The sequence below is a fragment of the Haloplanus rubicundus genome, assembly GCF_003342675.1.
In the GTDB taxonomy this organism is placed as follows: domain Archaea; phylum Halobacteriota; class Halobacteria; order Halobacteriales; family Haloferacaceae; genus Haloplanus; species Haloplanus rubicundus.
Genome location: NZ_CP031148.1, coordinates 2,996,667 through 3,021,397 on the forward strand (window position 1 = coordinate 2,996,667; position 24,731 = coordinate 3,021,397).

The 24,731-nt window shown below is 67.5% G+C and carries 29 protein-coding genes and 2 tRNA genes; 14 read left to right on the forward strand and 17 right to left on the reverse strand.

Going from position 1 to position 24,731, the window contains the following annotated elements; all coding sequences use genetic code 11:
- Positions 1-8: 8 nt before the first annotated feature.
- Both DU484_RS16505 and DU484_RS16510 read right to left on the reverse strand, forming a co-directional pair.
- Positions 9-1,217, reverse strand: a complete 1,209-nt coding sequence (locus DU484_RS16505; protein ID WP_114606472.1) for an NAD(P) transhydrogenase subunit alpha — start codon at positions 1,215-1,217, stop codon at positions 9-11.
- A 292-nt stretch (positions 1,218-1,509) separates the two neighbouring features.
- Positions 1,510-1,995: a pyridoxamine 5'-phosphate oxidase family protein gene (locus tag DU484_RS16510; RefSeq protein ID WP_114587030.1), complete on the reverse strand. Its 486-nt coding sequence runs from the start codon at positions 1,993-1,995 to the stop codon at positions 1,510-1,512.
- A 126-nt stretch (positions 1,996-2,121) separates the two neighbouring features.
- On the opposite strand from DU484_RS16510, the gene mptA reads away from it, so the two are divergent.
- Positions 2,122-3,048: a GTP cyclohydrolase MptA gene (gene mptA / locus DU484_RS16515; protein ID WP_114587031.1), complete on the forward strand. Its 927-nt coding sequence runs from the start codon at positions 2,122-2,124 to the stop codon at positions 3,046-3,048.
- Here mptA and DU484_RS16520 read toward each other — a convergent pair whose 3' ends face one another.
- Together DU484_RS16520 and DU484_RS16525 are read right to left on the reverse strand one after the other, a co-directional pair.
- Positions 3,049-3,867, reverse strand: a complete 819-nt coding sequence (locus tag DU484_RS16520; protein WP_114587032.1) for a TrmB family transcriptional regulator — start codon at positions 3,865-3,867, stop codon at positions 3,049-3,051.
- Positions 3,868-3,916: 49 nt separating this feature from the next.
- Entirely contained in the window at positions 3,917-5,506 is a 1,590-nt protein-coding gene (locus tag DU484_RS16525) for a DUF255 domain-containing protein (protein ID WP_114606473.1), read from the reverse strand.
- Between the two features lie 88 nt (positions 5,507-5,594).
- Here DU484_RS16525 and DU484_RS16530 point away from each other — a divergent pair, with 88 nt between their 5' ends.
- Entirely contained in the window at positions 5,595-6,086 is a 492-nt protein-coding gene (locus tag DU484_RS16530; RefSeq protein ID WP_187347718.1) for an FxsA family protein, read from the forward strand.
- Between the two features lie 79 nt (positions 6,087-6,165).
- A tRNA-Ile gene (locus tag DU484_RS16535) sits at positions 6,166-6,239 on the forward strand.
- A 182-nt stretch (positions 6,240-6,421) separates the two neighbouring features.
- Here DU484_RS16535 and DU484_RS16540 read toward each other — a convergent pair.
- On the reverse strand, positions 6,422-6,691 hold the full coding sequence (locus DU484_RS16540; protein ID WP_262342806.1) for a type II toxin-antitoxin system HicA family toxin: 270 nt from the start codon (positions 6,689-6,691) through the stop codon (positions 6,422-6,424).
- Complete coding sequence (locus DU484_RS16545) at positions 6,670-6,930, reverse strand: type II toxin-antitoxin system HicB family antitoxin (RefSeq protein WP_114606475.1); 261 nt, start codon at positions 6,928-6,930, stop codon at positions 6,670-6,672. Before DU484_RS16545 ends, DU484_RS16540 begins: the two co-directional genes overlap by 22 nt.
- Positions 6,931-7,059: 129 nt before the next feature.
- Between DU484_RS16545 and DU484_RS16550 the strand changes: the two genes are divergently transcribed.
- Positions 7,060-7,878, forward strand: coding sequence for a universal stress protein (locus DU484_RS16550; RefSeq protein WP_114606476.1), 819 nt, complete (start codon positions 7,060-7,062; stop codon positions 7,876-7,878).
- A 33-nt stretch (positions 7,879-7,911) separates the two neighbouring features.
- Here DU484_RS16550 and DU484_RS16555 read toward each other — a convergent pair whose 3' ends face one another.
- The 3 genes from DU484_RS16555 to DU484_RS16565 all read right to left on the reverse strand — a co-directional run bounded on the left by DU484_RS16555 (position 7,912) and on the right by DU484_RS16565 (position 10,426).
- Positions 7,912-8,361 carry a universal stress protein gene (locus DU484_RS16555; protein ID WP_114587038.1) on the reverse strand — a complete coding sequence of 150 codons (450 nt, stop codon included), beginning with the start codon at positions 8,359-8,361 and terminating at the stop codon, positions 7,912-7,914.
- 70 nt (positions 8,362-8,431) lie between these two features.
- The gene (locus tag DU484_RS16560; protein WP_114606477.1) at positions 8,432-9,091 is read right to left on the reverse strand and encodes a metal-dependent hydrolase; all 660 of its coding nucleotides are present in this window, start codon (positions 9,089-9,091) and stop codon (positions 8,432-8,434) included.
- Between the two features lie 120 nt (positions 9,092-9,211).
- Positions 9,212-10,426: a CBS domain-containing protein gene (locus DU484_RS16565; RefSeq protein ID WP_114606478.1), complete on the reverse strand. Its 1,215-nt coding sequence runs from the start codon at positions 10,424-10,426 to the stop codon at positions 9,212-9,214.
- A 291-nt stretch (positions 10,427-10,717) separates the two neighbouring features.
- On the opposite strand from DU484_RS16565, the gene DU484_RS16570 reads away from it, so the two are divergent.
- Both DU484_RS16570 and DU484_RS19655 read left to right on the forward strand, forming a co-directional pair.
- Entirely contained in the window at positions 10,718-11,464 is a 747-nt protein-coding gene (locus DU484_RS16570; protein ID WP_114587041.1) for a hypothetical protein, read from the forward strand.
- 34 nt (positions 11,465-11,498) lie between these two features.
- Positions 11,499-11,657, forward strand: coding sequence for a hypothetical protein (locus DU484_RS19655; RefSeq protein ID WP_157969385.1), 159 nt, complete (start codon positions 11,499-11,501; stop codon positions 11,655-11,657).
- Positions 11,658-11,956: 299 nt separating this feature from the next.
- Here the strand turns inward: DU484_RS19655 and DU484_RS16575 are convergent.
- Positions 11,957-12,031 (reverse strand) — tRNA-Met (locus DU484_RS16575).
- Between the two features lie 127 nt (positions 12,032-12,158).
- Between DU484_RS16575 and DU484_RS16580 the strand changes: the two genes are divergently transcribed.
- Both DU484_RS16580 and DU484_RS16585 read left to right on the forward strand, forming a co-directional pair.
- On the forward strand, positions 12,159-12,932 hold the full coding sequence (locus tag DU484_RS16580; protein WP_114606479.1) for a class I SAM-dependent methyltransferase: 774 nt from the start codon (positions 12,159-12,161) through the stop codon (positions 12,930-12,932).
- Between the two features lie 80 nt (positions 12,933-13,012).
- A complete protein-coding gene (locus tag DU484_RS16585; RefSeq protein ID WP_114587043.1) occupies positions 13,013-13,192 on the forward strand; it encodes a DUF7836 family putative zinc-binding protein in 180 nt (59 codons plus the stop codon).
- Here the strand turns inward: DU484_RS16585 and DU484_RS16590 are convergent, their stop codons facing one another.
- Both DU484_RS16590 and DU484_RS16595 read right to left on the reverse strand, forming a co-directional pair.
- A complete protein-coding gene (locus tag DU484_RS16590; protein ID WP_114587044.1) occupies positions 13,193-13,600 on the reverse strand; it encodes a translation initiation factor IF-2 subunit beta in 408 nt (135 codons plus the stop codon). It abuts the gene before it with no gap.
- Between the two features lie 130 nt (positions 13,601-13,730).
- On the reverse strand, positions 13,731-15,374 hold the full coding sequence (locus DU484_RS16595; RefSeq protein ID WP_114587045.1) for a vWA domain-containing protein: 1,644 nt from the start codon (positions 15,372-15,374) through the stop codon (positions 13,731-13,733).
- A 284-nt stretch (positions 15,375-15,658) separates the two neighbouring features.
- Between DU484_RS16595 and DU484_RS16600 the strand changes: the two genes are divergently transcribed.
- Positions 15,659-16,210, forward strand: coding sequence for a DUF7344 domain-containing protein (locus DU484_RS16600; protein WP_114606480.1), 552 nt, complete (start codon positions 15,659-15,661; stop codon positions 16,208-16,210).
- 75 nt (positions 16,211-16,285) lie between these two features.
- On the opposite strand, the gene DU484_RS16605 is transcribed toward DU484_RS16600, so the two are convergent.
- The gene (locus DU484_RS16605; RefSeq protein ID WP_114606481.1) at positions 16,286-16,840 is read right to left on the reverse strand and encodes a DUF7344 domain-containing protein; all 555 of its coding nucleotides are present in this window, start codon (positions 16,838-16,840) and stop codon (positions 16,286-16,288) included.
- A gap of 318 nt (positions 16,841-17,158) precedes the next feature.
- Between DU484_RS16605 and DU484_RS16610 the strand changes: the two genes are divergently transcribed.
- A complete protein-coding gene (locus DU484_RS16610; RefSeq protein ID WP_114587048.1) occupies positions 17,159-17,392 on the forward strand; it encodes a UPF0058 family protein in 234 nt (77 codons plus the stop codon).
- 86 nt (positions 17,393-17,478) lie between these two features.
- Here the strand turns inward: DU484_RS16610 and DU484_RS16615 are convergent, their stop codons facing one another.
- Positions 17,479-17,919, reverse strand: coding sequence for a DUF555 domain-containing protein (locus tag DU484_RS16615; protein WP_114587049.1), 441 nt, complete (start codon positions 17,917-17,919; stop codon positions 17,479-17,481).
- A gap of 224 nt (positions 17,920-18,143) precedes the next feature.
- On the opposite strand from DU484_RS16615, the gene DU484_RS16620 reads away from it, so the two are divergent.
- Genes DU484_RS16620 through DU484_RS16630 form a run of 3 tightly spaced genes read left to right on the forward strand, consistent with a single transcriptional unit; the run spans position 18,144 to position 20,132 of the window.
- Positions 18,144-18,539 (forward strand): ArsR/SmtB family transcription factor, encoded by a 396-nt coding sequence (locus DU484_RS16620; protein ID WP_114587050.1) that lies wholly within the window; start codon positions 18,144-18,146, stop codon positions 18,537-18,539.
- Complete coding sequence (arsB, locus tag DU484_RS16625; protein ID WP_114606482.1) at positions 18,532-19,686, forward strand: ACR3 family arsenite efflux transporter; 1,155 nt, start codon at positions 18,532-18,534, stop codon at positions 19,684-19,686. The genes DU484_RS16620 and arsB overlap by 8 nt, the downstream gene beginning before the upstream one ends.
- Before the next feature lie 2 nt (positions 19,687-19,688).
- Entirely contained in the window at positions 19,689-20,132 is a 444-nt protein-coding gene (locus tag DU484_RS16630; RefSeq protein WP_222844864.1) for an arsenate-mycothiol transferase ArsC, read from the forward strand.
- A gap of 5 nt (positions 20,133-20,137) precedes the next feature.
- On the opposite strand, the gene DU484_RS16635 is transcribed toward DU484_RS16630, so the two are convergent.
- Both DU484_RS16635 and DU484_RS16640 read right to left on the reverse strand, forming a co-directional pair.
- Positions 20,138-21,052, reverse strand: a complete 915-nt coding sequence (locus tag DU484_RS16635) for a DNA-3-methyladenine glycosylase family protein (RefSeq protein ID WP_114606484.1) — start codon at positions 21,050-21,052, stop codon at positions 20,138-20,140.
- A gap of 39 nt (positions 21,053-21,091) precedes the next feature.
- Positions 21,092-22,516 carry an APC family permease gene (locus DU484_RS16640; RefSeq protein ID WP_157969584.1) on the reverse strand — a complete coding sequence of 475 codons (1,425 nt, stop codon included), beginning with the start codon at positions 22,514-22,516 and terminating at the stop codon, positions 21,092-21,094.
- A gap of 88 nt (positions 22,517-22,604) precedes the next feature.
- Here DU484_RS16640 and thrS point away from each other — a divergent pair, with 88 nt between their 5' ends.
- Positions 22,605-24,527 carry a threonine--tRNA ligase gene (gene thrS / locus DU484_RS16645; protein ID WP_114606486.1) on the forward strand — a complete coding sequence of 641 codons (1,923 nt, stop codon included), beginning with the start codon at positions 22,605-22,607 and terminating at the stop codon, positions 24,525-24,527.
- Here the strand turns inward: thrS and DU484_RS16650 are convergent.
- A complete protein-coding gene (locus DU484_RS16650) occupies positions 24,524-24,709 on the reverse strand; it encodes a hypothetical protein (protein WP_114587056.1) in 186 nt (61 codons plus the stop codon). The genes thrS and DU484_RS16650 overlap by 4 nt on opposite strands.
- Positions 24,710-24,731 lie beyond the last annotated feature (22 nt).

The following is a 24,731-nucleotide window of genomic DNA, read 5'->3' on the forward strand; positions in this document are numbered from 1 at the left end:
GCTCACCCTCACGCATCGGCTTCACCCTCCGTCGGTTCGCCGTCGCCGTCGTCGGCCTCGGCACCGTCTTCGGCTGCCTCTTCACCGCCGTCTTCGTGGGGGCGTCGTATCCGTCCATCGTGTGTGAGTAGCGTCGAATCGACGATTTCGTCGTCCGTGTCGAGGTCGAGTTCGCCCTCGTCGAGCAGGTGATCCAGGAAGTTGTACAGGTTGTTGGCGAACAGTTGGCTCGCGGTGTGAGAGACGGTCGCCGGGAGGTTGGTCGGGCCGAAGATGGTGACACCCTCGTGTTCGACCGTCTCGCCGGCCACGGTGGGCTCGCAGTTGCCACCCGTCGGCGCCGAGAGGTCGACGATCACCGACCCGTCGTCCATCCCCTCGATCATCTCCGTCGAGACGAGTTCGGGCGCTGGGGCGCCGGGGATGGCTGCCGTCGTGATCACCACGTCCGACTCCGGGACGACCTGGCTCAGTTGCTTGCGCTGTTGTTCGTAGAACTCCTCGCCCATCTCGACGGCGTAGCCCTCGTCGTCGCCCGAGCCTTCGGTTTCGAGGTCGAGTTCGACGAAGTCCGCGCCGAGGCTCTCGACTTCCTGTTTCACCTCCAGCCGGATGTCGTAGCCCTTCACGGAGGCGCCGAGACGTTCGGCGGTCGCGATGGCCTTCAGGCCCGCGACGCCCGCGCCGATGACGAACACCTCCGCCGGCCGGACGGTGCCCGCCGCGGTCATCTCCAGCGGGAACAGTTTGGGTAACTGCTCGGCCGCCACCAGCGCCGCCTTGTAGCCGCCGATGCTCGCCATCGAGGAGAGCACGTCCATGCTCTGGGCGCGGCTGATCCGCGGCATGAGTTCGAGGGCGAACGCGCTCACCTGCCGGTCGGCGAGTTCGTCGTACGACTCGTCCTCGAGGTCGAAGGGGCCGAGCGTGCCGACGACGATCTGACCCTCGCGATAGGGGTCCATCGGCTCCCCTTCGTTCGCCGCCAGTCCCCGGACCTGACAGATCACGTCGGCGCGCTCGAACACCGTTTCGCGGTCCTCGACCACGTCACAGCCCACGTCCCGGTAGTCGTCGTCGGACCAGTCCGATCCCTCGCCCGCGCCGCTCGCGATACACACCGCCACGTCCCGACCGACCAACTTCTTCGCCACGGGCGGCGTGAGGGCGACGCGCGTCTCGTCGGCCGCCGTCTCGTCCGGAACGCCGACGATCATGGCGTCCGTCCCCGACCCGTGGGTGCCGCGGTCGAACCGGCCCCGCGGCCTCGTCTGCTCGCCCAGTCTACACGTCCTCGTAAACTGTTATTCCGTCGCATGGTTACACGGCTCTATGTGATGAGGTTCCACACTACGTACCGATGTTTCAGTGCTCACATAAATTCCGGGGGCGAATCGAGGCACCCGATATCGACGAACGACACCCGTCCAGTACGGCGATCATCGGCATTTCCCGCCGACTGCGACCACGGTGGCCGAGTCGGCGCCGCCGTCGAACGGAGGACGGCGGCTACGCGTCGTCCTCGTCGGCCGCCTCGAACGCCGGCGGCAGTCCGAGGTGTTTGATCCCGCTTCGATCCGTAACGACGAACCGATACAGCGCCGTCCGTTCCTCGGCGACGGCCCGGCGGAACAGGTCCGGTTGCCACGGCAGTTCCACACGCTCCGGGAGCGTCTCCAGGTCGTCGTCGGCCACGCGTTCGATTCGCCCCGTCAACAACACGCTCCGCCAGTTGAACGCCGTCTCCGCGCTGTAGACCAGAAAGCGTGCCGCCTCCGCCCGGTCGCTCAGTTTCGCCTTCCGGCTCTCCGCGCCGACGACGTAGAGCATGTAGACCGTATCGGCGCCGTCGTAGCCGAACGACATCGGCCGCAGGCTGGGGGCCTCGTCCGCCGGTAGTCCCAGCACTCCCACACCCTGACTCGACAGGAAGTCACGAATCTCCGCGTCGTCCATCCGATACATTCCGTAGTCGGTGAGATCGTCGACGGTCATCGCCGAGAACTCGTTACTCAGTTGTCGTAATCGATTCCCTCGTTCCTACCGGGTGAGAATGGACGTTCGCCACCGACACTCGTGGGACCGAAAGCCATAATCGCGGCCGGTCCTTGCCGATAGTCGATGAGTCACCAGTTGCCTGACGTGCAGGCAAGCCAGCCCGACGTGACCGTCGGGCTCAGTCAGGTCGGGGTGACGGGCGTCGAGAAGCTCGTCAAACTCGACCGCAACGGGAAGCGGCCGATCGTCCTGATGGCGGAGTTCGAGGTGTTCGTCGACCTGCCGAGCGGCCGCAAGGGCATCGACATGAGCCGAAACATGCAAGTGATCGACGAGACGCTGGAGGCCGCCGTCGCCGAATCCTCCTACCGCGTCGAGGACGTCTGTGGCGACGTGGCCGAGCGACTGCTCGAAAAACACGACTACACGTCGACAGCGGAGGTGCGGATGGAGGCCGACTACATCACACGGGAGGAGACGCCCGCCTCCGGCCTCGACACGCAAAACACTGCGACGATCATCGCCGGCGCCGTCGCCACCGACGAGGGGACCCGCGAGGAAATCGGCGCCCGCGTCACCGGGATGACGGTCTGTCCCTGCTCGCAGGGGATGTCCGAATCCCGCGCCCGCGACACCCTCACCGACCTCGGGGTCGACGAGGAGACGACCGAGGCGTTCCTCGATCAGGTGCCCCAGCCCGGCCACTCCCAGCGCGGCCACGCCACGCTCACCATCACGAGCGACGGCTCGCCGGACGTCGACCTGCGGGACGTGATCGACGTGGCCCGCGACGCCATGAGCGCCCGCATCTACAACCTCGCGAAGCGACCCGACGAGGACCACATGACCTACCACGCCCACGCGAACGCCAAGTTCGTCGAGGACTGCGTGCGGTCGCTCGCCGAATCCGTCGTCGAGGAGTTCGGCCACCTGCCGGACGGGGCGGTGGTGCACATGAAACAGTCGAACGACGAGTCGATCCACCAGCACAACGCCCACGCGGAACGCGAACTCACGCTGGAGGCGCTCCGCGAGGAAGTCGGCCGGTAACTACGGTGCGTTCCGCTGGAACTCCAGCGGCGTCGAATCCACCCACTGCTCCTCGAAGACGGTGCGAACGTCGGTGGCGAAGCTCGCGTCCTTGAAGTCGATGAGCGCGAACGCTTCGTCGGCGTCGAGCGGGTTCGGCACCTCGATACACACCTCCTCGCCGTCGACGAGCGTGAACGTGCCGTCGATGGCCGCCGACGTTCGGCTCGCGTAGCGCTCGTGCTCCCCGAGTCGGGTCGCGTACGCCGCACGGAGGTCGTTCGGGACCGCTTCGACGAGCGTCGGGTGGATCAGAATCGACACCGAGACGCCCCGGTCGAGCGCCGACTCGAACGCGTCGAGCATCCGCTGGCCGACCGCGTCGACGTCGATCTGTGCCGACGGGAGCCCAGCGACGTGGTGAATCTCCTCGTCCGCCGCGGAGAGCCGTTCGAGCAGGAGTTCGACCGTCTCCTCGGGACCGACGGCCGCCGTCCAGAACTGCCCCTCGACAGGAGCGGCCGCGTCGAGGTCGTTCACGAGTTCCGCGGCGACCGACTCGTACCGCTCGGCCTGCTGGTCGAGTTCCCGCTTGCGCGTCTCGACCAGCCGATCCAGCGCCGTGTCGGGCTCGACCGCGACGTACTTTTTCGGGCGACTCGCCGCCTGACTCCGCACCAGCCCGTTCCCCTCCAGCCCGTTGAGCACGTCGTAGATGCGGCCCATCGGTACCTCACTCGACGACGACAACTCCTTGGCAGTTGCCGGCCCGCGGTCGAGGAGCGCGCGGTAGGTCCGCGATTCGTACTCCGAAAGGCCGAGATCACGAAGTGATGCCATACATCGGCCTCGCGCCGACGCAGTAAAAACGAATCGGCCGTTTACTCGGTTACGCGGCGAGCGCCGCGACGGCGTCGGCGAGGTCCGCCGGCGTCGACACCGTCCGGGAGCGGTCGCCGACGGCCACGACGGCCGTCCCGGGGTCCGGTCCCGTCGCGCCGGGCACGACCACCGCCTCGTGGTCCGCGACCCGGAGCGCCGCCCGGTGGAGGTCCGAACCGGCGCCGGGTGCGACGGTGATCGTCAACGGGTCGCGGCGGAGTCGGGCCGCGACGGCACCGTAGCCCGCGACCTGCACGCCGAAGCGATCCCACGCGCCCGCGAAGGCCGCGACGGCGTCGCGGGCCACCTCGCGATACCGCGTCTCCCCGGTCAGCACGGCGAGATCGATGAGGGCGTCGGCCACGGCGACGTTGCCATCGAGGGGACGCAGCGGCCGGTCGAGCAGCCCCGGCCCGGACGCCGGCCCGTCGCGGAAGGCGCCGTCGTCGCCCGCGAGTTCCGTGATCGTCCGATCCGCGACCCGACGCGCCATCGACAGCGCGTCGTCGTCGCCGAGCACCTGCGCCGCGCGGACGCCAGCCGCCACCGTGTGAGCCTGATCGTCGAGGACGAGCGTCGGCGCCGCCTCGCCGTCCCAGTGACGGACCGTCCCGTCGTCGACGAAGTCCTCGCGAAGCGTCGAGAGCGTGCGACGGGCGTACTCGCGGGGGTCGTCCGAGTCGGTGTAGGACGTGAGCACGAGGAGGGCGTCGACCGCGAGGGTGTTCGCGTCGGCGTACGCCGTCAGATCGGTTCGCGGCCCGGTGTCGTCGGCCCCCGGTCCCTGACTCCCGCCGAACGCCGACCCGTTCCAGAGCGCGTCGATCAGGTACTCGACGGTCCGGTCGGCCGGGCGGCGGTACGCGTCCTCGCCGGTGTAACAGTACGCGTGGGCGAACGCGCGCACCAGCGCCGCGTTGTCCGCGAGGAGCTTCGCGCGGTCCGGGTCGCCCCAGTCACGCGTCCGGGCGTAGCGGTAGAAGCCGCCCTCGGCCTCGTCGAACAGGCCGCGGGTGACGGCGTCGAGCGTCTGTCGCGCCTTCGCCCGGTCGCGTTTGAGCGCGAACTCCACGGTCCGGGGGAGCGGGAACTTGGGCGCGTCGCCCCAGCCGCCGAACTCGTCGTCGAACTGCGCGTCGAGCTGGCCGGCGAGGTGTTCCTCGATGCGACCTGTCACCTCGCCGGCGGGCGTGGGGTCGCCGGCGAGGGCGCGCGGCACCCGGCCCGCGTCCATCCCGCTCGCGTCCCAGCGCTCGCGCACGCTGTCGATCACCTGTCGCATGCCGTCGGGGCCGAGAAAGCCCGCGCCCGCGATGCGGTTCCCGTCCGGCGTACAGAACACCGTCGAGGGGAAGCCGCCGACGTTGTACCGTTCGCGCACCCGCGGGTGGCGGTCCACGTCGACCCGGACGGGGACGAAGCCGTCGTTCAGGTTGGCGGCGATCCGTGGCTCGCCGTACGTCCGGGCGTCCATCTCGTGACAGTCCCCACACCACGTCGCCGTCAGCGCGAGCAACACCGGCGCGCCACGGCGACGGGCCTCCTCGAAGGCGGCCGCGCCCCAGTCGCGCCACTCGACGCGCGTCCCGTCGGTCATACCGGGTGTCGGTGGCGGGCGGGCCTAAGGGCTTCGTCCCGACGCGACGGTCAAAAGGGCTATCCGTAACCACCCGGTAACGGTCAGTATGCGCCTGCGCTGGGTCTTCGCGCTGCTGTTGCTCATCCCCCTCGCCGACGCCCTGTTCCTCGTCGTCGTCGCCGACAGCATCGGCGCCCCGGCGACCGTCGCTCTGGTCGTTCTCACCGGTCTCGTCGGCATGTTGCTGGTCCGGGCCGAGGGGCGGCATACGATCCGCAGCCTGCAGGAGAAGCTCGCGACGGGCGAGGTGCCGACGAAGGAACTCATGGACGGCGGCCTGCTGATCGCCGCGGGCGCCTTCCTGCTCACGCCCGGCCTCGTCACCGACGCCATCGGCTTCCTCATCGGCGTGCCGCTGACCCGGGCGCCGATCCGGGCCGGACTGGAACGGTTCGTGGTCGGGCCCTACCTCGACAAGAAGAGCGGCGGGTTCGTCACCGGCACCGTCTACACCGGCGGCTTCCCGAACGAGGGCGACACCTACGACGACGACGTCTACGACGTGGACGGGAGTTCGTACCGCGTCGACGACGAGTAACCGTGGTGTGACGCGTCCGACGGGAACCGAAAAGAAACGCTTAAACAACCGACCGCGCAAGCAACTGATGCGCTCACCTGGGCCAATAGCTCAGTCAGGTTGAGCGCTCGGCTGATAACCGGGAGGTCCGCGGTTCAAATCCGCGTTGGCCCATCCACAGCGTCCACGGTCTTTGGCCGTGACGCGTTAGGGGCTGATTCCTCCCCAGCCACCTAACTTCGTTCGGAACTACCCCGAACAGAAGTGCATATCGCGATTGGGTTGAGCCGGGGTTCTCGCGGCGTTCGATTCCGTGCGACGAGAGCGTGCTCCGCGTCGAAAGCCGGACGGCAGGGTCAGCGATGCTCGTCGATCCACGCACACCACGCGCGGAAATCGTCGGCGCCACACTGGCTGGCGATGTTCCGGAGCGTGTCGCCACTGATCTCGTGGCCGAGCGGGAGCGTCACGTTTCGGATCTCGCCCGTCTCGGGATGCACGTAGCGAAGTTTCAGGTGACTCCCCGTCCGGCCGACCGGCTGGTAGCCCATGTCGGTCAACACGCTCACGATTTCGCGGCCGGTGAATCGCGTCCGTACCTCGCCTACTCCTCGGAATCGAACCACGGCGCGTCCGGTTCCCGTGGCTCGTCGGGGACGGAATCGGGGTCGATGCCGAGTTCCCGTAGATTCTCGTCGGTCATGAGATCGCCGGCTTCACCCTTGTGGAGCGCCACCGCCTCGTCGAGCATCTCCAGCGCCTCCTCGCGGGTATCGCCATGACTGGCGACGCCCGTCTCCTTGTCGATGGCCGACCATCGACCGTCGTCTTCTTCGACGAGTCGAATCTCGCGCCCCGTACTCATGGCTGGTAGTAGTGGGAGTGCGCCGATAAGCGTTCGGGGCCCCCGATGTTCGAGACGAATCCACCCCTTCCCACCCACGAAAAACTCCCCCTTCCCTATATGACACTCGAGCAATAATTTCTCGCTAGCATGTACCGAGTGCTCGTCCCCGTCGATTCGAACACGAACCGCGCCCGACACCAAGCCCAGTACGTCGCCCGTCTCCCGGACGCCGACTCGGCGGTCGCGGCGACGGTGCTCTACGTGTCGCCGCCGGATCGGTTCGAGTCGGCCAAGGAAGCGTCGTTCTCGAAGGTCGACAGCGCCGCCACCGCCGCCGAGGAACTCGAACGCGCCGGCGTCGAGGTGGACCGTCGCATCGACGGCGGAAGCGTCTCGCGGGCCATCGTCGACGCCATCGCGGACGTCGACGCCGACGAGGTGGTGATGGGTGGACGGAAGCGTTCCGGGGTGACGACGGTCCTGCTCGGCAGTACGGTGCAGGACGTATTGCTCTCGACGGAGCGGCCGGTCACGGTCACGGGCGAGCGGGTCAGCCTCGGCGAGGGGACGCGAAAGGTGCTCGTCCCCGTCGACGGGAGCGAGGAGCGGGCGCGACAGCAAGCGCGGTACGTCGCGGGACTGCCGGGCGATCCGTCGACCATCGAGGCGACCGTATTCTACGTCTTCCGCCACCAGGACTACGCGGGCGCGCCGCCCCACGAGTTCGAGGACGTCGACAGCGCGGTGACGGCCGCCGAGATGCTCGAAGACGCCGGCGTGACCGTGAACCGCGTCGCGGAGGGCGGTGAAGTCGCCCGCCGCATCCTGCGGGCCGCGGAGGACCACGCCGTCGACGGCATCGTCGTGGGCGGGCGGAAGCGATCCGGAGTCCAGAACGTGCTCCTCGGCAGTACGGTGCAGGACGTGTTGCTCTCCGCGGAGCGGCCGGTGACGGTGACCGGATAGGGAGCCGGCGCCGCGGCGTCGCCACGCCCCGTCTCAGCGCACGACCGTCACGGTGATCGAGGTTCGTTCGACGATGCCCTTCGCGACGCTGCCGACCAGCCGTTCGGTCCGTTCGGAGCGCCCCCGATGCCCGACGTAGATGGCGTCGAACCCCTCGCTCTCGGCGAACGCCGTGATCGCACGGACGGGGTCGCCGTAGAGGAGTTCCGTCTCGACCGGCTGCCCGCGGTCGGCGGCGAACGCCGCGGCGTCGTCGAGGACGTCGATCCCCCGCCGTTCGGTGTCCTCGACGCTCTCCATGATCAGTCGACGGTCGGCGTCGGAGAGCCCGGAGACGGGGGCGGGACCCCCCAGATCGTAGACGGACGGATCGACGGCGTAGGCCACCGTGACCGAGCCGCCCATCGCGTCCGCGACGTCGAGGGCGCGTTCGAGCGCGGCGGTCGACTCGTCGGAGCCGTCGACGGCGACGAGAATGTTCATAGGATCGTGTTCGTTCGCCAATCAGATGAATGGGCGACGCCGTTCCAATCGCGTGGGAACGACACGCGGGTCACCGGGGTGTTAACTCGTCCGCGGGCGCGCCGTCGCCCGCGTGCTCGCGATAGCGCGCGGGGACGTACGCCAAGGCGCTGTGGGGAACGACCGGCACGAACAGGCGCTCGACGACGAACACCGCGAGACGGGGGAGGACTCGCCGGACGGCCGTGTAGCCGACGGCGACGGCCAGCGTCGCGAGCACGACTCCGCGGAGCGTGGCGTCGAGCGTCACGAGCAGGGGTGTAGCGAGACCGACGGCGAGAAACAGGTCGCGCGGCGAGCCGTCGTAGCGCACCCACCGGCGGGGTGCGATCCACCGGCCGCGGTGGTGGTCGTAGACGGCCCGATCCGAGGTGGCCTCCCACGGACGGAGTTCGAGCCCGGCGCCGAGAACGTCGGCCAGACTGTGGACGGCCGCGCCCCCGAGGACGAACGCGACGCCGACCGTCGCAGTCGTGGGATGCCACGCCGCGATCACGAGTGCCACCGCCGCCAACGGCGGTGCGTACACCGGATAGTGGAGCGTCTTCCGGTGACCGGCGTAGAGGTCGAGGTCGGGCACCACGCCGCCGACGAACCCCGCCACGAGTGCAACGGCGGCGAACTCCGGACGGACGTACGCCACCGGGAGGGCGAGCACCATCCCCGCGATGGCGTGGGTCGGGAGCATCATCCTGTCGATACAAGGAGGTCAGGATTCCTCAATGTGTCGATGCTCGGGACGGGTGGCTCGTGTGGCTTATCGGTCAGTCCGGTGCTCCGCCAGATGGTCCGACGAAGCACCGGTGCGCGGTTACGACGAGTCGTCTCGGTCCTCCAGAACCATCCATCCGAAGCGCTTCCTCCAGAACTCCTCGTCCGGGTGTTTCTTGCTCCGCCGGTGGGTCTTCCGGTCGCGAAGCTGTCGCTCCAGGGTGTCGCGTGCCTCGTTGATCGCGTGGCTCGCGCCGTAGCCCTCGCCCGAGGCGATGTACAGGCCGCGGTCGGTGTACAGACGAATCCGAGCGAGGACGAGGGGCGTGCCACGAAGTGTCTCGTCGTGTTCGTGGAGATGAATCTTCGCGTCGAGGACGGTCATGTCGCTGTCGCGGTCGTCGAACTTGTCGATCATCGCCACGACGTCCTCGTAGCTCGTGTCGTCGAGGAGATCGGTGCCGTACACCTGCACGGCGCGGTTGCCGCCGGCCTCCCAGGTGAGCGAGTCGAGTACGTCCGTCTTCGTGACGATGCCGTCGGGGCGGCCGTCGGCGGTCACGATCAGCGACGAGGTGCCGGCCGCGAACATCTCCTCGACGCCCGCCTCCAGCGTCTCGTCCCGACCGATGGTTCGCACGGGCGACGCCATCAGATCCCGGACCGGCAGATCGAGGACGCGTTCGAGTTCGCCCTCGCGGGCGCCGAAGCCGCCGCGCGAGCGGCCGCCGCCCACGGACGCCGCCTCGCTCGGGTCGCCGCCCTGGCTCTTGCTCGCGGCGCGGACCGTCAGCCCCGCCACGTCGTAGAGGCTGAGGACGCCGACGGCCGCGTCCTCCTCGACGACTGGCAGGTGGGTGACGTGGTGCTCGCGGAAGGTGTGGAGCGCGTCGCCGAACGTCGACTCCGGCGACAGGGAGACCAGATCGGCGGTGTAGGCCTGCGCGACGGTCACCGCGTCGAGGAAGGGCTGGACCTGCCGGAGCACGTCGTCGGCGGTGACGACCCCGACGAGCGTCTCGCCCTCGAACACCGGCAGGAGCTGCGAGTCGCTCTCGATCATGAGCCGCGCGACCTTCCGAACGTCCTCGTCGGGGGCGAGCCGGGGGACGCGGTGGACCACCGATCCGGCCTTCTCCGTCGGCGGGTGGTGCGACGTGGCGAGCTGTCGCCGGGTGACGACGCCCTCGAACTCGTCGCCCCGAATTACGACGCCGACGACGGACGGGTCCTCGAAGGAGCCGGCGAGTTTCGAGACACGCGTCTCGGGCGTGAACTCGACGTACTCCTCCGAAACGAGATTAGCGATGTCCATGGGTCTGCGGAGCGGGGAACTGAATCATCGGTGCGATCACACACAAATGTTGTTCACCTGACTGTAAATACTAGCCGGTCGTTGTCGTCGGCTGGGGATCGAGGTGGGCCACGTCTCGGGACGGCCGGCCGCCACAACGCTCATGGTGTGATGTGTCATAGCACGATAGGGCGAGTGGCGGCGTGGCTCATCGGGACGCCCGCGACACCGCGACATGCCACGCGGCGGGCGTTCCCGGGACGCCGTTCCCGACCGAACCGTTAACACCCCGTCCAGCCGAATCGAGGAGCGATGGGTACGGTACTGAGCCTCGTCGCCGATATCGGATACGACCTGCGGCGGCTTCACGGCCTCTGGATGGCGCTACTCTTTCCACAGCTACGCGACTCCCATCCCGTCGTGTCCCGCTGGAGCCCCGAGACGACGCGCGAACGCGTCCTGTATCGGGCGTGGGCGCTCGTCGGTTCGCTCGGACTCCTCGTGGGCTACCCGCTCGCCGTCCTCGGCCTCCTGATCCGGTTTCACGTCCGCCGGTTCGACCGCACCGCAACCCGACTCGGCGCCGTCGGCACCGTCGTCCTCGCCGTCCTCGTCTGGGGTGGGCTGACCGCGCTCGCACGCGTGCGCTTCTCGACCGAGGGCTTCCTCGCCGTCGCCGCCGCGGGCACCGTCGCCGTCGTCTCGACGGTGCTCGCTCTCTTTTTCCGGTGGCTCGGCGGGCGGGTGATCACCGTCCTGATCGCCTACCCCTTCGCCGTCGTGGCCGTCTTCCTCCCGCCAGTGGTGGCCGCGCTCTACTCCCCGACGCTCGCGGCCGTCGTCTTCCCTCGGAGCGAGACGCTCGCCATCTGGCTGCTCGACAACGTCCTCACGTACCGGAACCTGAACACGGTCCTCCGCCAGCGGTTCGACCTCGCCGGCTTCGCGTACGTCGCGATGTGGGGCGGCCTCGCCGTGCCCGTGGGGTGGGCGTTCGGCCTGCTGGTGACGCTCGCGAACCTCGTGCGGCCGACCGACGACGACGGCGACGACGGATAGATACCTCCAAGGGGCCGGGGCGACTGTGACGGGTGTGGTCGTCATCGTGACCTGCGAGGAGTGCGGCCGGGGCTACGCTCACACCCGCTTCGTCGGCGAACCCGACCGCCACGGCTCCCGTCCGATCCAGTGTCCGAACTGTTACGCGTATCTCGGACGGACGGAGCAGGGTGAGAGCGACGGAGCGTGGTGATCGGGCGTCTGCAGGGCACTCGAACATAGCGGGCGGTGGATTTGAACCACGGTCGTTGCGCTCACTACGTTCGCTTCACTCCCTGATTCAAATCTACTGGGCGATTTCGAGCGAACGGCTCCCTCGTCGCAAGGCTCCTCGGTCGTCGTTGTCGGCCGGAAAATAGCGGGCGGTGGATTTGAACCACGGTCGTTCCGCTCACTACGTTCGCTTCACTCCCTGATTCAAATCTACTGGGCGATTTCGAGCGAACGGCTCCCTCGTCGCAAGGCTCCTCGGTCGCGTTGTTCGCTCGAAAATAGCGGGAGGTAGATTTGAACTACCGATCTCCGGGTTATGAGCCCGGCGGAATCTCCTGGCTATCCCATCCCGCTACCGAACGCTACCCCCGAGGCGGCGTTAAGGGTTTTGAAATCGTCGCGACGCGCCGACCCCCGGACCACCACGGGAAAACGCTGAATAGCGACGCGCGCTATCCGTCGTGGTCACCGGTGGTCCCCGATGAGCGACACCCCCAACACGAATCGACGACTCTGGAACGAGTGGAGCGACGCCTTCCAGGCGCTGTGGAACGCCGATACGGCCGAGGGCGGCCTGCCGCCGGCGCCCTGTCCCCTCACGCCGGACGCCGACGGCGCCCACCCCGACGTCGTCCCCGCGCCGGCGGGCGTCGAGTTCGTCGAACTGGGGTGTGGCGGCGGGCAGGCGAGCGTCGGCACCGCGGCCGAGGGCGCCGACCGGGTGGTCGGCGTGGACTTCTCCGCGGCACAGCTCGACCACGCCCGGCGACTGCGGGACTGCTACGGCGTCGACGCCCAGTTCGTCGCCGGCGACGTGACGACCCTCCCCCTCGCCGACGACGCGTTCGACGTGGCGTTCTCCGGCTGGGTGGTCCAGATGATCGAGCGCCTCGACGCGTATCTGTCGGAGGCCCGGCGGGTCCTCCGGGCTGACGGCGTCCTCGGGTTCGACGTGCCGCACCCGTTCTACGAGTGCTTCGACCCGGCGACCGAGTCCATCGAGCGAAGCTATCACGGGCCACCGCACCGGGAGATCACGATCGACGAGAGGTACGACGCGAACCTGATCGTCTTCGACCGGCCGGTGAGCGACCTGCACAACGCGCTGGTCGACGCCGGGTTCGACGTGCGGCGAGTCCTCGAACCCGGAAGCGACGACCCCGAGGCGTACGACGACGACCCGCTCGACAGCAACCGGCCGTCGCTGATGGCGAAGGTGCCCCGGACCCTCCGGTTCTGGGCGACCGTGCGGTGAATGCGTTCGCGGGCCACGACGCGTCCTCGGACACCGGGAGTCGCCGAACGTTTAATGAGACTCCGTGACACAGACCGCGTATGGTCGAAGCGTTCGTCAGACTACTGTGTCCCGAGTGTGGGAAAGACTGGGAGGACGGCCCGACGGAGCTTCCCGGTCACCGGAAGAACTTCAGCTGTCCGACCTGTCACGCGACGCGTCGGCTCGCGGAGTTCATGCGGACCGAACGCGACCTGGAGCTCGTAAAACAGTTCGAGTGATCAGCGGTCCGGCACGGCCGACAGCGCCCCGCACGCGTCGCATTTCAGGACCGTCGCGCCGCGCTCTTCCACCAGCCGCGTATCCGGCGAGCCACACTCCGAACACGTCACGAACGACTCGACGTACTCGTCGAGGGCGTCGGCGACGCGGGACTGTCTGAAGTCGCCGGTGAACCGCGCCCGTCCCCGGTCGTCGATGCTGGCGCTCGTTCCGAGCTCCGACTGGAGGAACTTGAGGAGGTGTTCCTGTGTCCGGTTCAGCCGGTCGATAGTCGCCTGGAAGTTCTCGTAGCTCGTGACGTTGCCCTCGGGTCGCACCTCCGGGGCGGGGACTTGGAACCGGTCGGCGGCGTCGCCCACCTCCGGCGTCTCGGTCAGCGCGCGGTCGAGACTGTCTTCGTAATCCATGGGTCGATGTGGCACCGCGGGCGACTAAAACGTTTCAGAAGCCGCTCGTGGAAGGATCAGATAAAAACCCGCAAGGGGGAAACACACTGACTGCCGCGGCTCCGTCGTGTCGACGACCGTCGGTCCGGGATCAGGCTTCGCCGTCGACCGTCTCGCTGTTCATGCCTTCGCCGTCGTTGTGGCGGCACTGCTCGGTGTAGAAGCCGAGGTCGAACTCCACGGAGTCACCCTGCACCTCGTTGCCGTGGTCGACCGGTAGCCACCACTCGAGACCGAGGTAGACGTCGGACGAGTTGACGAAACAGTCGCGCCCCTCGGTCTCGGGGAACGCGTCGAGGCCGAGGCCCCAGTCGCCGGCGGACGGGTCGGCCATGAGCGCCATGAGCACGTCACGGAGCGATCCGGAGACGATTTCGGTGTCGCCGCCGATTGCCTGCACCAGCTGTCCGAACGCGCCCGTGATCTGGTCGGGGTCGGTGACGTCGAGGAACACGCCGTTCCCGCTCGGGCTCAGGTCCGCGATGTCCTGGAGCAGATCGTCGCCCGCCGTCCCCGCCTGGACGCCGATGGTGAAGAACGTGTCCACGTTTCCGGCGTCGACTTCGTCCTGCGCGGCGTCTCGGGCGTCGCCGATGTTCTCGGCGCCGTTCGAGAGGATCACCATGATCGTGTCAACGTCGTCCGGGCACTCGGACAGTTCGTCGCCGGCGATGCCGATGGCGTCGTCGATGTTCGTCAGTCCGGCGTCGCCGTCGACCTCGTCGATCGCCGTCTCCAGGTCGCCGACGTCGTTCGTCAGGGCCTGCTGAAGGTTGGCACCGCTCCCGAACGTCGTCACGGCCGCCTGGTGGGGGTCGATGTCGCCGTCGTCGTCGAAGTCGAGATCGTTGATGACCGCCTTGGCGCCGTCGCGGGTCTGTTGGGCCTTCGTCCCGGCCATGGAGCCGGAGTCGTCGAGGACGAAGGAGATGCAGGCCGGATTGTTCTGTGCGGTGTCGTACAGGTTGTTACCGTCGTCGTAGAACAGGCAGGCCTGTAAGGTGTCGAGAAGTTCGACCTGCGCGTCGTCGAGGCTGTCGCCGTCGGCAGTACTGCCCTCCTCGTCGGCCGGGCCGACCGACTGCGGGTCGTCGTCCTCCGGTTCGGTGTGGCCGTTCTCGGCCCACTCGATGTTCATCGCGTTCGCCCACAGGTAGCCGGGGTTGTCACAGAGGTGTAGGCTGAACGTGACCTCGCCGAAGTCGCCCGGCTTCACGTCGTCGAGGGCGATGAGCGGCCGACCGAGGTCGTCGGGGTCCGGGTAGTCCTCACAGGGAATGACCTCCCACGGTTCCTCGGTTTCGTCGTTCACGAGGTCGTAGACGCCACCGTCCGCGAGGTTGTCGCCGTCGACGTCCGGCGCCGCTTCGACGGCCGTCGCACGCATGAAGTTCGCCACCTGATCGTTTGCGACCGCCACGCGCGGGACGTTGTTGTCCGCACACGTCGGGAACGCCCGTGCTCCAGTCGGCGGGTCTTCGCCGATGTCGAGCATCGTGACGTCGCCGTCCTCGCCGACTTCCTCGTCCGACGACCAGTCGGAGTAGTGCTCCTCCCAGTCGACCTTCAAGTCGAGTTCGCCAGCCATGAGCGAGTTGTTCTGGAACGTCTCCTGATCGGAGAAGTACGCGGACGTGCCCAGCCCTGCCCCGGCGGAGGCGACGCCGATCGTTCCGAGTGCTGCGAGTGTCTTGCGCCGCGAGATGTTGAGTGCGGCGGAGTCGTCGTCTGTCATAGTTGTGCGCTCCCTGACTCGTCTCCGGGAGCTACCTCTCAATTCAATCGACTAACATCTTCGTTATGTGCCGGATTACCGAACTAACGAAGCCATAAGTGAGTCGGTCGGATCCGGTTCGAGCGCTAACGTGTCGTTTGAAACATCCGAATGGGTGGAAGCGAACGCCTACTAACGGGCCGTCGGTCATCGGACCGTACACTCGGAGAGTCGTCCGTATTCGACTGGTTACGGGTCGGTAAGGTGCCGGTTTACAATTTCACCTGCGCACGTATCGGTGGTCGATGGCGGAGGACCGAATCACCCGGGACGCCGCGTTCTCGCTCCTGAGCAACCGGCGACGCCGACAACTGCTGTGCGTGCTCGCACGAAGCGGGGAGGCGCGGTCGCTGCGGGCGGCCGCGCGCGAAATCGTCGGCCGGCTGGAAGGCATCGACTCGACGGAGATCACGGACGAGGTGTACCGGAGCGTCTACGTCTCGCTCTATCAGACGCACGCGCCACAGCTGGCCGCCGAAGGAATCGTCGACTACGACGAGACGGAGCGGACGGTTCGGCTCGCCCACAACCGACGGACCGAGACGCTCCTGCGGATCGTCGGTATCGACCCGAACGGCGCGGACACCGTCGACCGACGGACGGCGCTCGTCCTGACGGGAGCCGTCGTCGTGGCGACGCTCTGTGGACTGTTCGCGCTCTTCGGCGCGGTCTGGACCGTCCCGTGGGCGGCGCTGGTGGCCGGCCTCCTCGCGTACCGGGTTCGGCAGTACGCCGGCAGGGATCTCCCCACACCCATCTGCGACTGCGGCGATCTGGCGACGAGCGACGACTCGTAGTGGGTATCGGAACTGTCCGTAGATTCTCGCCGGACCGTCCCGGCGAAACTCTCCCACGTCGCCCGATACTCCCTCTCACTTCCGGATATCGTAGGCGATGGCGCTCATTCCGACCAGTGAGAGAAGCACGGCCGCGCCGAGCGAGAGGTCGGCGGGCACCATCCCGAATTCGCCGACGAAGACGACGAAGAGTGCACTCCCGAGGAGGACGACGGTGCTCAGACCGAACTGGTTCTCCGAGAGCGTCATCGTTTGAGGCTCGTCTTCGAACCGGTCGAGATACTGGAGCAGTTCGTCGGTTCGGGCCGTCCGCTCGACGGTGCCACGATCACGGTCGAACGAGATAGCGCCGAAATCGTCGAGTTTTGGGAGATGTGCCTGATACAGGGAGACGTACACCCGTTTGCGCTGCGTGGAGCTGACGGCGGACTCCGGAATCCCGTTCTCGACGGCCGCGACGTGGCGGGCGAGGTCACCCTGTGTCGTCGAGTCGTGGTCCCGAAGGAACTCCAGAACGAGTCGCCGCCGGTGGTTCTGGAGGATGGCGAAGATCCGATCCAGTTGCTCCGCCGATGGCTCCGGCGACTCCCTCGTACGCGTCTGCGCTTCGACGGCTCCCGTGGAACTCATGAGAGCGGGTATCGCCGGGCACACATCCCCGCTCGCAGTCCGCTAGCGGTGGCTATCGCCGGAGAAAGCATCAATGACATAAACATTCATGTGCTCCAAGAGGATAACAATGGTGGAGATATTCATTCACACGGGTGAACACGGCCCGGCACTTCGATGGCCGGCGTTCGACCCGAAGAGTAAGCAGTGCCTACCGCTGGATTCGCGGGGTTCTGGGCTCCTCCGGGCGTCTTTGGGGATGTGTGTCAATACCGATAGTCGCATGTTAACTCCACTCAAGATAATAATATAACCTTCCACTCGCTATGGATGGTTGTTATGAAGAAGCAGGAGCTCATTCACCTGCACGGCCTCCTCGCGGAGGTAGAGAAACAGTGCGCAGCATGGCACGACGACGAAATTGACCTGACCGCCTACGAGGACATGGGGGTACGACCCACATCGATCCACAAATCGAAGACCGACCACAAGGCGGCTGTTTTTAAATTGGCGAACGGAATCACCTCTTCGCTGGAAACGACCGAGGAGCGCGTCGCTCCTCACGCGGACTGAATTCGACGACCCGGCGCAGTCTCCCCCGGAACGCTACTCCCGACGAGCCTCGGCTGTCCGTCGTGTAGCGCCGAAACGTCGCGGTATCACTCGTCGACCAGTTCCTCGAACTCCGGAATGAGGTCGTCGTCCCCCTGGTCGTCCGTCTCCTCGTCCGCCGGGGCGTCCGCCTCGTCCGCGTCCTCGTCGTCGGACTCCATGGGGTCGACCCGTAACACGGAAAGCGGGACGTTCTCGAGTCGCTGGCCGATCTCCTTGCGCGCGATCCGGGACGCGTGTTCCTCCTGCTCGACGTTGAACACCTTCATCTCCAGTTCGAGGGCGACGAGCGCCTCGTCGGCAGCGATGAAGGCGGGGGGCAGTTCCTCACCCGACGGGGTGGTCCGAGACCCCATCTCGATTTCGACGTAGTTGAGGTCCGGATTCAACATCTCGCCGGTCTTGGCGATAGCGATCCGTATCGCCTCGTCGGGAGTCTCTACGTCGTACACCGGAACCGCTGCCTCGACGACGACTCGACAGTCCATACCACACCTAAATTGTACGTCCACCGTCATGAAGTTTCGCCTGCTGCGTTAGCGCCGTCTCGATGGGTGCGTGCCCGGCGGGTTTTTTGGTTCACTACTCGTTCAAGTCTTAGACAACGGTGAGGACACAAATTACGGCTAAAGTTACCACTGTACGCCGTATTTCGATATCGTGACGAAAGGAACCGAAACAGTTACTTGAGCAAAATATGAACTATATTTCGATGGCAAACGGGACCGAACGGCTCAGACGGTATCTCGACGACGAACTCGACGAGTGTCGCAGCGAGGACGTCGACAGGCGACTCGACGAGCTCGATGCGCTCGAAGCGGCGCTCGGACGGGCGCGGGTGGACGCCGAACTCGACGTGCTCTCGGCGCTCGCCAACGAAACCCGGTACACCCTCACCCGGGTCCTCGTGGCTGCGGGCGAGGAACTCTGCGTCTGTGAACTGCACGCCGTCGTCGACGTGAGCGAGAGCGGCCTCAGCCACGCCCTCTCGACGCTCGTCGACGCGGGCCTCGTCGAGGGGCACAAGGACGGCCGGTGGAAGAAGTACCGCGCGACCAACCGCGCGGTGGCGCTGGTGACGGTGCTGGAGGGGACCGTCGGTGAGTAGCGCCCACGAGCACGGCCCGAACTGCGGCTGCGAGAGCTGTGGCGACCCGCGGTCGATGGATTTTCTCGATAAGTATCTCACCGTCTGGATCTTCGGCGCGATGGCCGTCGGCGTCGGTCTCGGCTACGTCGCGCCGTCGGTGACGGAGCCGATCCGAGACCTCCACCTCGTCGAAATCGGCCTCGTGGTGATGATGTACCCACCCCTCGCCAAGGCGGACTACTCGCAGCTGCGCACTGTCTTCAGCAACTGGCGCGTCCTCGGCCTCAGCCTGATCCAGAACTGGCTCATCGGGCCGACGCTCATGTTCGGCCTCGCCGTCGTCTTCTTCAGCGGACTCGTGCCCGGTCTCCCGGCCCGCCCCGAATACTTCCTGGGCCTCGTGTTCATCGGCATGGCCCGCTGTATCGCCATGGTGCTCGTCTGGAACGAGTTGGCCGACGGATCGACCGAGTACGTCACCGGACTGGTCGCGTTCAACAGCCTCTTTCAGATCGTCACCTACGGCGTCTACGTCTGGTTTTTCGGGCTCGTCCTCCCACCGCTGCTGGGCATGGAGAGCCTCGTCGCCGGAATCGAGGCGTTCAACGTCTCGCCGACGCAGGTGTTCCAGGCCATCGTCGTCTTCCTCGGCATTCCCTTCGCCGGTGGCTTCCTCACCCGGTACGTGGGCACGCGGACGAAGGGGCAGGAGTGGTACGAGGAGTCGTTCGTCCCGAAGATCGATCCGCTCACCTTGGTCGCCCTGCTCTTCACGGTGATCGTCATGTTCGCCACGCAGGGGGGCAACATCGTGGCCGCGCCCGGTGACGTACTCCTGATCGCCGTGCCCCTGACCATCTACTTCGTCGTGATGTTCCTCGTGAGCTTCGGGATGGGCAAGGGCATCGGCGCCGACTACTCCACGACGACCGCCATCGGCTTCACCGCCGCCTCGAACAACTTCGAACTCGCCATCGCCGTCGCCGTCGCCGTCTTCGGCGTCGGCTCCGGTATCGCCTTCACCACCGTCGTCGGTCCGCTGATCGAGGTGCCCGTCCTGCTCGCGCTGGTCAACGTCGCGCTCTACTTCCAGCGTCGGTTCGACTGGAGCGACGCCACACCCGGCGGTATCGACGCCGCGACGACCGACCCCACCGACGACTGATCATGTCCGACACCACCACCCAACCGACCCGTATCGCCTTCGTCTGCGTCCAGAACGCCGGCCGCTCGCAGATGGCGACCGCCTTCGCCGAGCGCGAACGCGAGCGTCGCGGCCTCGACGTGACGATCCTGACCGGCGGCACCCACCCCGCCGACGCGGTCCACGACGAAGTGATCGACGCCATGGCGGACCTCGGGATCGACCTCTCCGACCGGACGCCCCGAGAGATCACCACGGACGAACTCCGGTCGTGTGACTACGTGGCGACGATGGGCTGTTCGACGCTCGAACTGGACGATACGCCCACCGTCGACGTGCGCGACTGGGCACTCGACGACCCCGATGGGGAGGACGTCGACCGCGTCCACGACATCCGCGACGAAATCGATTCCCGCGTGCGCGCGCTGTTCGACGAGATCGAAGCCGAACGCGGAGCGAGCGCGTAGGGCGCTCACTCCCCGCCTGCGCGGAGATAATAGAAGAGATACGTCTGGGCGTAGCCCGCGAACTCGCCGCCGAGTCGCTCGCGGATCGCCCGCGAGGTGTCTGCGTACGACCCCTTGTCGCAGTCGGGATAGTGGTCCGCGATGGCCGACCGAATCCACGTATCGAGCGGCACGGCTTCGAGATACCCCAGCGAGAACAGCAACACGCAGTCGGCCACCTTGTCGCCGACGCCGACGAACCCCGTGAGGTAGTCGCGGGCCGCCTCGTAGTCGCGTCCCCGGGCTGCCGCGGGGTCGGCCTCCCCCTCGGCGACCATCTCCGCAGTCCGTTGCACGTACGGCGCCCGATAGCCGAGCTTCAGGTCGCGGAGTTCGGCCTCGGAGCGCGCCGCGAGCTGGGCCGGCGTCGGGAAGGCGTGGTAGGTCCGGCCGTCGACGGCGAGCCGGTCGCCGTACTCGCGGGCGAGCGCGGTCTGCATCCCGTGGATGCGCGACACCCGCATCTGCGCCGAGCAGATGAAGGAGATCAGACAGGGAAAGGGTGGGTCCCGAACCAGCCGCATCCCTCGATACGTCTCGTAGGCGCGATCGAGGAGCGGGTCGTCCGGCGTCGCCGCGAGGATGGCCTCCAAGTCGTCGTCCAGCCGAAGGAGGTGGGTGAGGATGGGGACGGCGTCGGTCGTCGACTCCCACTCCAGTCGCCCCTCGGTCTGGCGCACCCGAACCACGGCGCGGTCGTTCCCTACCGCGTCGAGCGGCGGGACGACCGTCTCGTACCACGCGTCGCCGCCGTGTGCATCCATCCGCTCGTACATCCCACCGTCCGACCGGTCCCAGAGGTAGCTCTGCCCGCTCTCGACGGTCGCCTGCAGGTCGAAGTCGCCGTCGAGGTCGGCCAGCGGGATGGCGCCGCGTTCCATGGACCGGGGTTGGCCCCCGCCGGTTTCCCGGTTTCGTTTCTACTCCTCGTCGTAGGCCGCCGCGAGGGGGCGCTGCTCGACGCCGCGGTCCGCCCGGTAGTCCGCGGCGACGGCGAGGACGGCGACGCCGACGAGTTCCCACAGAACGAGCGCGGGGACGACGGTCGAGAGCGGGTCGCTCACGAGGACGGCCTCGTCGACGGCCACGAGTGCCGGTGCCCAGCGCGTGAACACGAGGGACGTAGCGGGGTCGAGAACCAGCACGCGCGAGAGGACGACGAGGGCCGTGGCGACGCCGACGAGGGAGACGAGCGCCAGCGCCGGCGCCGGAGGACGGAACCGGCACCGGCGATAGAGCGCCGGCCGGAGGACGGGGAGGAGTCCGACGGCCGCCGCGAGCGCGCCGTAGCCGACGAAGACGCCCGCGATAGAGAGGTAGAGTGCCTGTCCGACCAGATCGAGGGCGACGACGGTGCCCGCGAGCAGGCCAGTCAGCGCCAGCGCGGGGTCCGGCAGTCCCGGCCGCGTCTCGGCGGCGACCCCCGGCACGAGTTCGTCGAACCCACGGAGCGTCCGGGTCGGGAGCCACGTCGTCGCGAGGGCGGCGCTGATCGTCGCGAGGACGGTGCCGGGGACGACGAGGCGAGCGGCGTCGACGCCGAGGCCGCTGGCGGCGGCGTCGGCGAAGGGGGCCGTCGCGAACACCAGCCGGGGCCACGGGATGACACCCAGCGTGACGAACGCCGCGACGGCGGCGACGAATCCGGCGATCAGGACGCCGACGAGGACCGCCCGCGGCGCGGTCCGCCGCGGGTCGCGCGTGACCGCCGAGGCGGCGGCAGCGGCGTCGAAGCCGACGAAGCCGAACAGCGTGGCGACCGCCGCGGCGCCGATGGCGGCCAGCGGTCGGTCGCGGAGCGTCGGCGTCGGGAAGAGCGGCGAGAAGTTGTCGGGGGCGATGGCGAGGAGGGCGGCGACGGCCATCCCGCCGAGGAAGAGGAGCAGGGGTCCGGTCGCGTAGAGCTGGAGGCGACCGGCGGCGGTAGGACCGAGGGCGTGGACGGCGACGACACAGGCGAGGACGACGAGGGCGGCGACATTCGGAGAGAGGGAGACGAGCCCGGAGAGCGACTGGCCGAGCGCGGCGATGAGGGTGGCGAGGACGGCGGCGTACGCGCCGACCATCGGCCACGCGGCGAGGAAGCCGAGCGAGCGCGCGCCCGCCGTCCGGGAGACGGCGGCGAAGACGAGGCCGTCGCGCTCGGCCAGCGGGCTGGACAGGTAGACGGCGTAGGCGACGGCGATCGAACAGATCGCGAGCGTGCCGGCGACGTAGGCGACGGGCGTGGCGGGACCGCCGAGGTTCTCGACGCCGTGTGGAAGGACGAACACCCCCGCACCGAGCGGGAGGCCGAGCGAGACGGCGACGGCGTGGCGGACGCCCAGCGGACGGTCGCGGGACACGGTCACACGGGGCGTGGCAGGGAAAAATAGCTTGCGCGGGCGTGAGCGTGTTCGACAGTATTATTCCGTTCGTCCGACTTCCACCGGTATGAGCGAAATCGTAGTGACGCTTCCCGACGGGTCGGAGCTCTCCGTCGCGGAGGGGTCGACGGTCGAGGACGTCGCCTTCGAGATCGGTCCGGGTCTCGGGCGCGACACGGTGGCGGGCGTCGTCGACGGCGACCTCGTCGACAAGGCCACGCCCCTGTCGGACGGCGCCGACCTCGTCATCGTCACCGAGGACAGCGACGAGTATCTCCGCGTGCTCCGCCACTCCGCGGCCCACGTCTTCGCGCAGGCGCTCCAGCGCCTGTATCCCGACGCCAAACTCGCCATCGGCCCTCCGACCGACGACGGCTTCTACTACGACGTGACGAACGTCGACCTCGACAGCGAGGACTTAGCGGCCATCGAGGCCGAAGCCGAGGAGATCATCGCGGAAGACCTCGACATCGAGCGCGAGGAACGGCCGCGCGAGGAGGTCGTAGCGGGGTACGCCGACAACCCGTACAAGCGGGACATCCTCGAAACGGAGGCGGCGGGCGAGGACCCCGTCACGATCTACCGACAGGGCGAATTCGAGGACCTCTGTCAGGGCCCCCACGTCGAATCCACGGGCGAGATCGGGGCGTTCAAACTCCTCAACATCTCCTCCGCGTACTGGCGGGGCGACGAGGACAACGACACGCTCACGCGCGTCTACGGGACGGCCTTCGAGAGCGAGGAGGAGATGGAGGCGTACCTCGAACGGCGCCGCGAGGCCCAGGAGCGCGACCACCGGAAACTCGGGCAGGAACTCGACCTGTTCTCCATCGACGAGACGACCGGCCCCGGCCTCCCGCTCTACCATCCGAACGGCAAGCGGGTGCTCGACGAACTCTCGGACTTCGCGCGCGACCTCAACCTCGACGCCGGCTACGACCCCGTCGAGACGCCCCACCTCTTCCGGACGGAGCTGTGGAAGAAGTCGGGGCACTACGAGAACTACGTCGACGACATGTTCCTCCTCGACGTGAACGACGAGGAGTACGGCCTGAAGCCGATGAACTGCCCGGGCCACGCCACCATCTTCGAGCAGAACTCCTGGTCATACCGCGACCTTCCCGTCCGCTACTTCGAGGACGGGAAGGTGTACCGGAAGGAACAGCGTGGCGAGCTCTCCGGACTTTCGCGGGTGTGGGCCTTCACCATCGACGACGGCCACGTCTTCGTCCGGCCCGACCAGATCGAAGACGAAGTGAACCTCGTGATGGACAACATCTTCCGCGTCTTCGAGACGTTCGGTCTCGACGCGGAGGTGGCGCTCGCGACCCGCCCCGAGAAGTCGGTCGGGAGCGACGAAATCTGGGAGCGCGCCGAGTCGCAACTGCGGGACGTCCTCGATTCACAGGACATCGCGTACGACGTCGAGGCGGGCGACGGTGCCTTCTACGGGCCGAAAATCGACTTCGCGTTCGAGGACGCCCTCGGCCGCAAGTGGGACGGTCCGACGGTCCAACTCGACTTCAACATGCCCGACCGGTTCGACCTGACCTACACCGGGGAGGACAACGAGGACCACCGCCCGGTCATGCTCCATCGCGCGCTCTACGGCAGTTACGAGCGGTTCCTGATGGTGCTGATCGAACATTTCGACGGGAAGTTCCCGCTCTGGCTGGCGCCCGAACAGGTGCGCATCCTCCCCGTCAGCGACGACAACCTCGGCTACGCCCACCGCCTCAAGAACGAACTCGACGACTTCCGGGTCGAAATCGAGGACCGCTCGTGGACCGTGGGCCGCAAGATCCAACAGGCCCACAGCGACCGCGTGCCCTACATGCTCATCGTCGGCGACGACGAGGAGGCGAGCGGCGCCGTCTCGGTGCGGGACCGGAAGGAACGGGAGCGCAAGGACGTCGACCGCGAGGCGTTCGCGGCGCACCTGCGGGCCGAACGCGACGAGAAACGGATCGAACCGGACTTCCTCGACTAGAGCATCGCGCGGTTTTCGTCGTCGATCAGGTTGTAGAGCCGCAGGTCGCAGTCGGTGGCGAACTGCCGGGGCGCGCCCCGCGGCGTCGGATCGGGCTCCGGTTCGGGCGTCGTCTCGGAACGCCACGTGCCGTCGGTCAGGGTCGGTGCAGTGCGGTCGGTCGTCGGGGTGGATGTGCTCATTGGTTTGGGGTCGGGGGTCGGT

Coding starts and splice junctions, on each gene's coding strand:
- DU484_RS16505 (WP_114606472.1), bottom strand. CDS start 1,217: ATGATCGTCGGCGTTCCGGACGAGACGGCGGCCGACGAGACGCGCGTC.
- DU484_RS16510 (WP_114587030.1), bottom strand. CDS start 1,995: ATGACCGTCGACGATCTCACCGACTACGGAATGTATCGGATGGACGAC.
- mptA (WP_114587031.1), top strand. CDS start 2,122: ATGAGTCACCAGTTGCCTGACGTGCAGGCAAGCCAGCCCGACGTGACC.
- DU484_RS16520 (WP_114587032.1), bottom strand. CDS start 3,867: ATGGCATCACTTCGTGATCTCGGCCTTTCGGAGTACGAATCGCGGACC.
- DU484_RS16525 (WP_114606473.1), bottom strand. CDS start 5,506: ATGACCGACGGGACGCGCGTCGAGTGGCGCGACTGGGGCGCGGCCGCC.
- DU484_RS16530 (WP_187347718.1), top strand. CDS start 5,595: ATGCGCCTGCGCTGGGTCTTCGCGCTGCTGTTGCTCATCCCCCTCGCC.
- DU484_RS16545 (WP_114606475.1), bottom strand. CDS start 6,930: ATGAGTACGGGGCGCGAGATTCGACTCGTCGAAGAAGACGACGGTCGA.
- DU484_RS16550 (WP_114606476.1), top strand. CDS start 7,060: ATGTACCGAGTGCTCGTCCCCGTCGATTCGAACACGAACCGCGCCCGA.
- DU484_RS16555 (WP_114587038.1), bottom strand. CDS start 8,361: ATGAACATTCTCGTCGCCGTCGACGGCTCCGACGAGTCGACCGCCGCG.
- DU484_RS16560 (WP_114606477.1), bottom strand. CDS start 9,091: ATGATGCTCCCGACCCACGCCATCGCGGGGATGGTGCTCGCCCTCCCG.
- DU484_RS16565 (WP_114606478.1), bottom strand. CDS start 10,426: ATGGACATCGCTAATCTCGTTTCGGAGGAGTACGTCGAGTTCACGCCC.
- DU484_RS16570 (WP_114587041.1), top strand. CDS start 10,718: ATGGGTACGGTACTGAGCCTCGTCGCCGATATCGGATACGACCTGCGG.
- DU484_RS16580 (WP_114606479.1), top strand. CDS start 12,159: ATGAGCGACACCCCCAACACGAATCGACGACTCTGGAACGAGTGGAGC.
- DU484_RS16585 (WP_114587043.1), top strand. CDS start 13,013: ATGGTCGAAGCGTTCGTCAGACTACTGTGTCCCGAGTGTGGGAAAGAC.
- DU484_RS16590 (WP_114587044.1), bottom strand. CDS start 13,600: ATGGATTACGAAGACAGTCTCGACCGCGCGCTGACCGAGACGCCGGAG.
- DU484_RS16595 (WP_114587045.1), bottom strand. CDS start 15,374: ATGACAGACGACGACTCCGCCGCACTCAACATCTCGCGGCGCAAGACA.
- DU484_RS16600 (WP_114606480.1), top strand. CDS start 15,659: ATGGCGGAGGACCGAATCACCCGGGACGCCGCGTTCTCGCTCCTGAGC.
- DU484_RS16605 (WP_114606481.1), bottom strand. CDS start 16,840: ATGAGTTCCACGGGAGCCGTCGAAGCGCAGACGCGTACGAGGGAGTCG.
- DU484_RS16610 (WP_114587048.1), top strand. CDS start 17,159: ATGAAGAAGCAGGAGCTCATTCACCTGCACGGCCTCCTCGCGGAGGTA.
- DU484_RS16615 (WP_114587049.1), bottom strand. CDS start 17,919: ATGGACTGTCGAGTCGTCGTCGAGGCAGCGGTTCCGGTGTACGACGTA.
- DU484_RS16620 (WP_114587050.1), top strand. CDS start 18,144: ATGGCAAACGGGACCGAACGGCTCAGACGGTATCTCGACGACGAACTC.
- DU484_RS16630 (WP_222844864.1), top strand. CDS start 19,689: ATGTCCGACACCACCACCCAACCGACCCGTATCGCCTTCGTCTGCGTC.
- DU484_RS16635 (WP_114606484.1), bottom strand. CDS start 21,052: ATGGAACGCGGCGCCATCCCGCTGGCCGACCTCGACGGCGACTTCGAC.
- thrS (WP_114606486.1), top strand. CDS start 22,605: ATGAGCGAAATCGTAGTGACGCTTCCCGACGGGTCGGAGCTCTCCGTC.
- DU484_RS16650 (WP_114587056.1), bottom strand. CDS start 24,709: ATGAGCACATCCACCCCGACGACCGACCGCACTGCACCGACCCTGACC.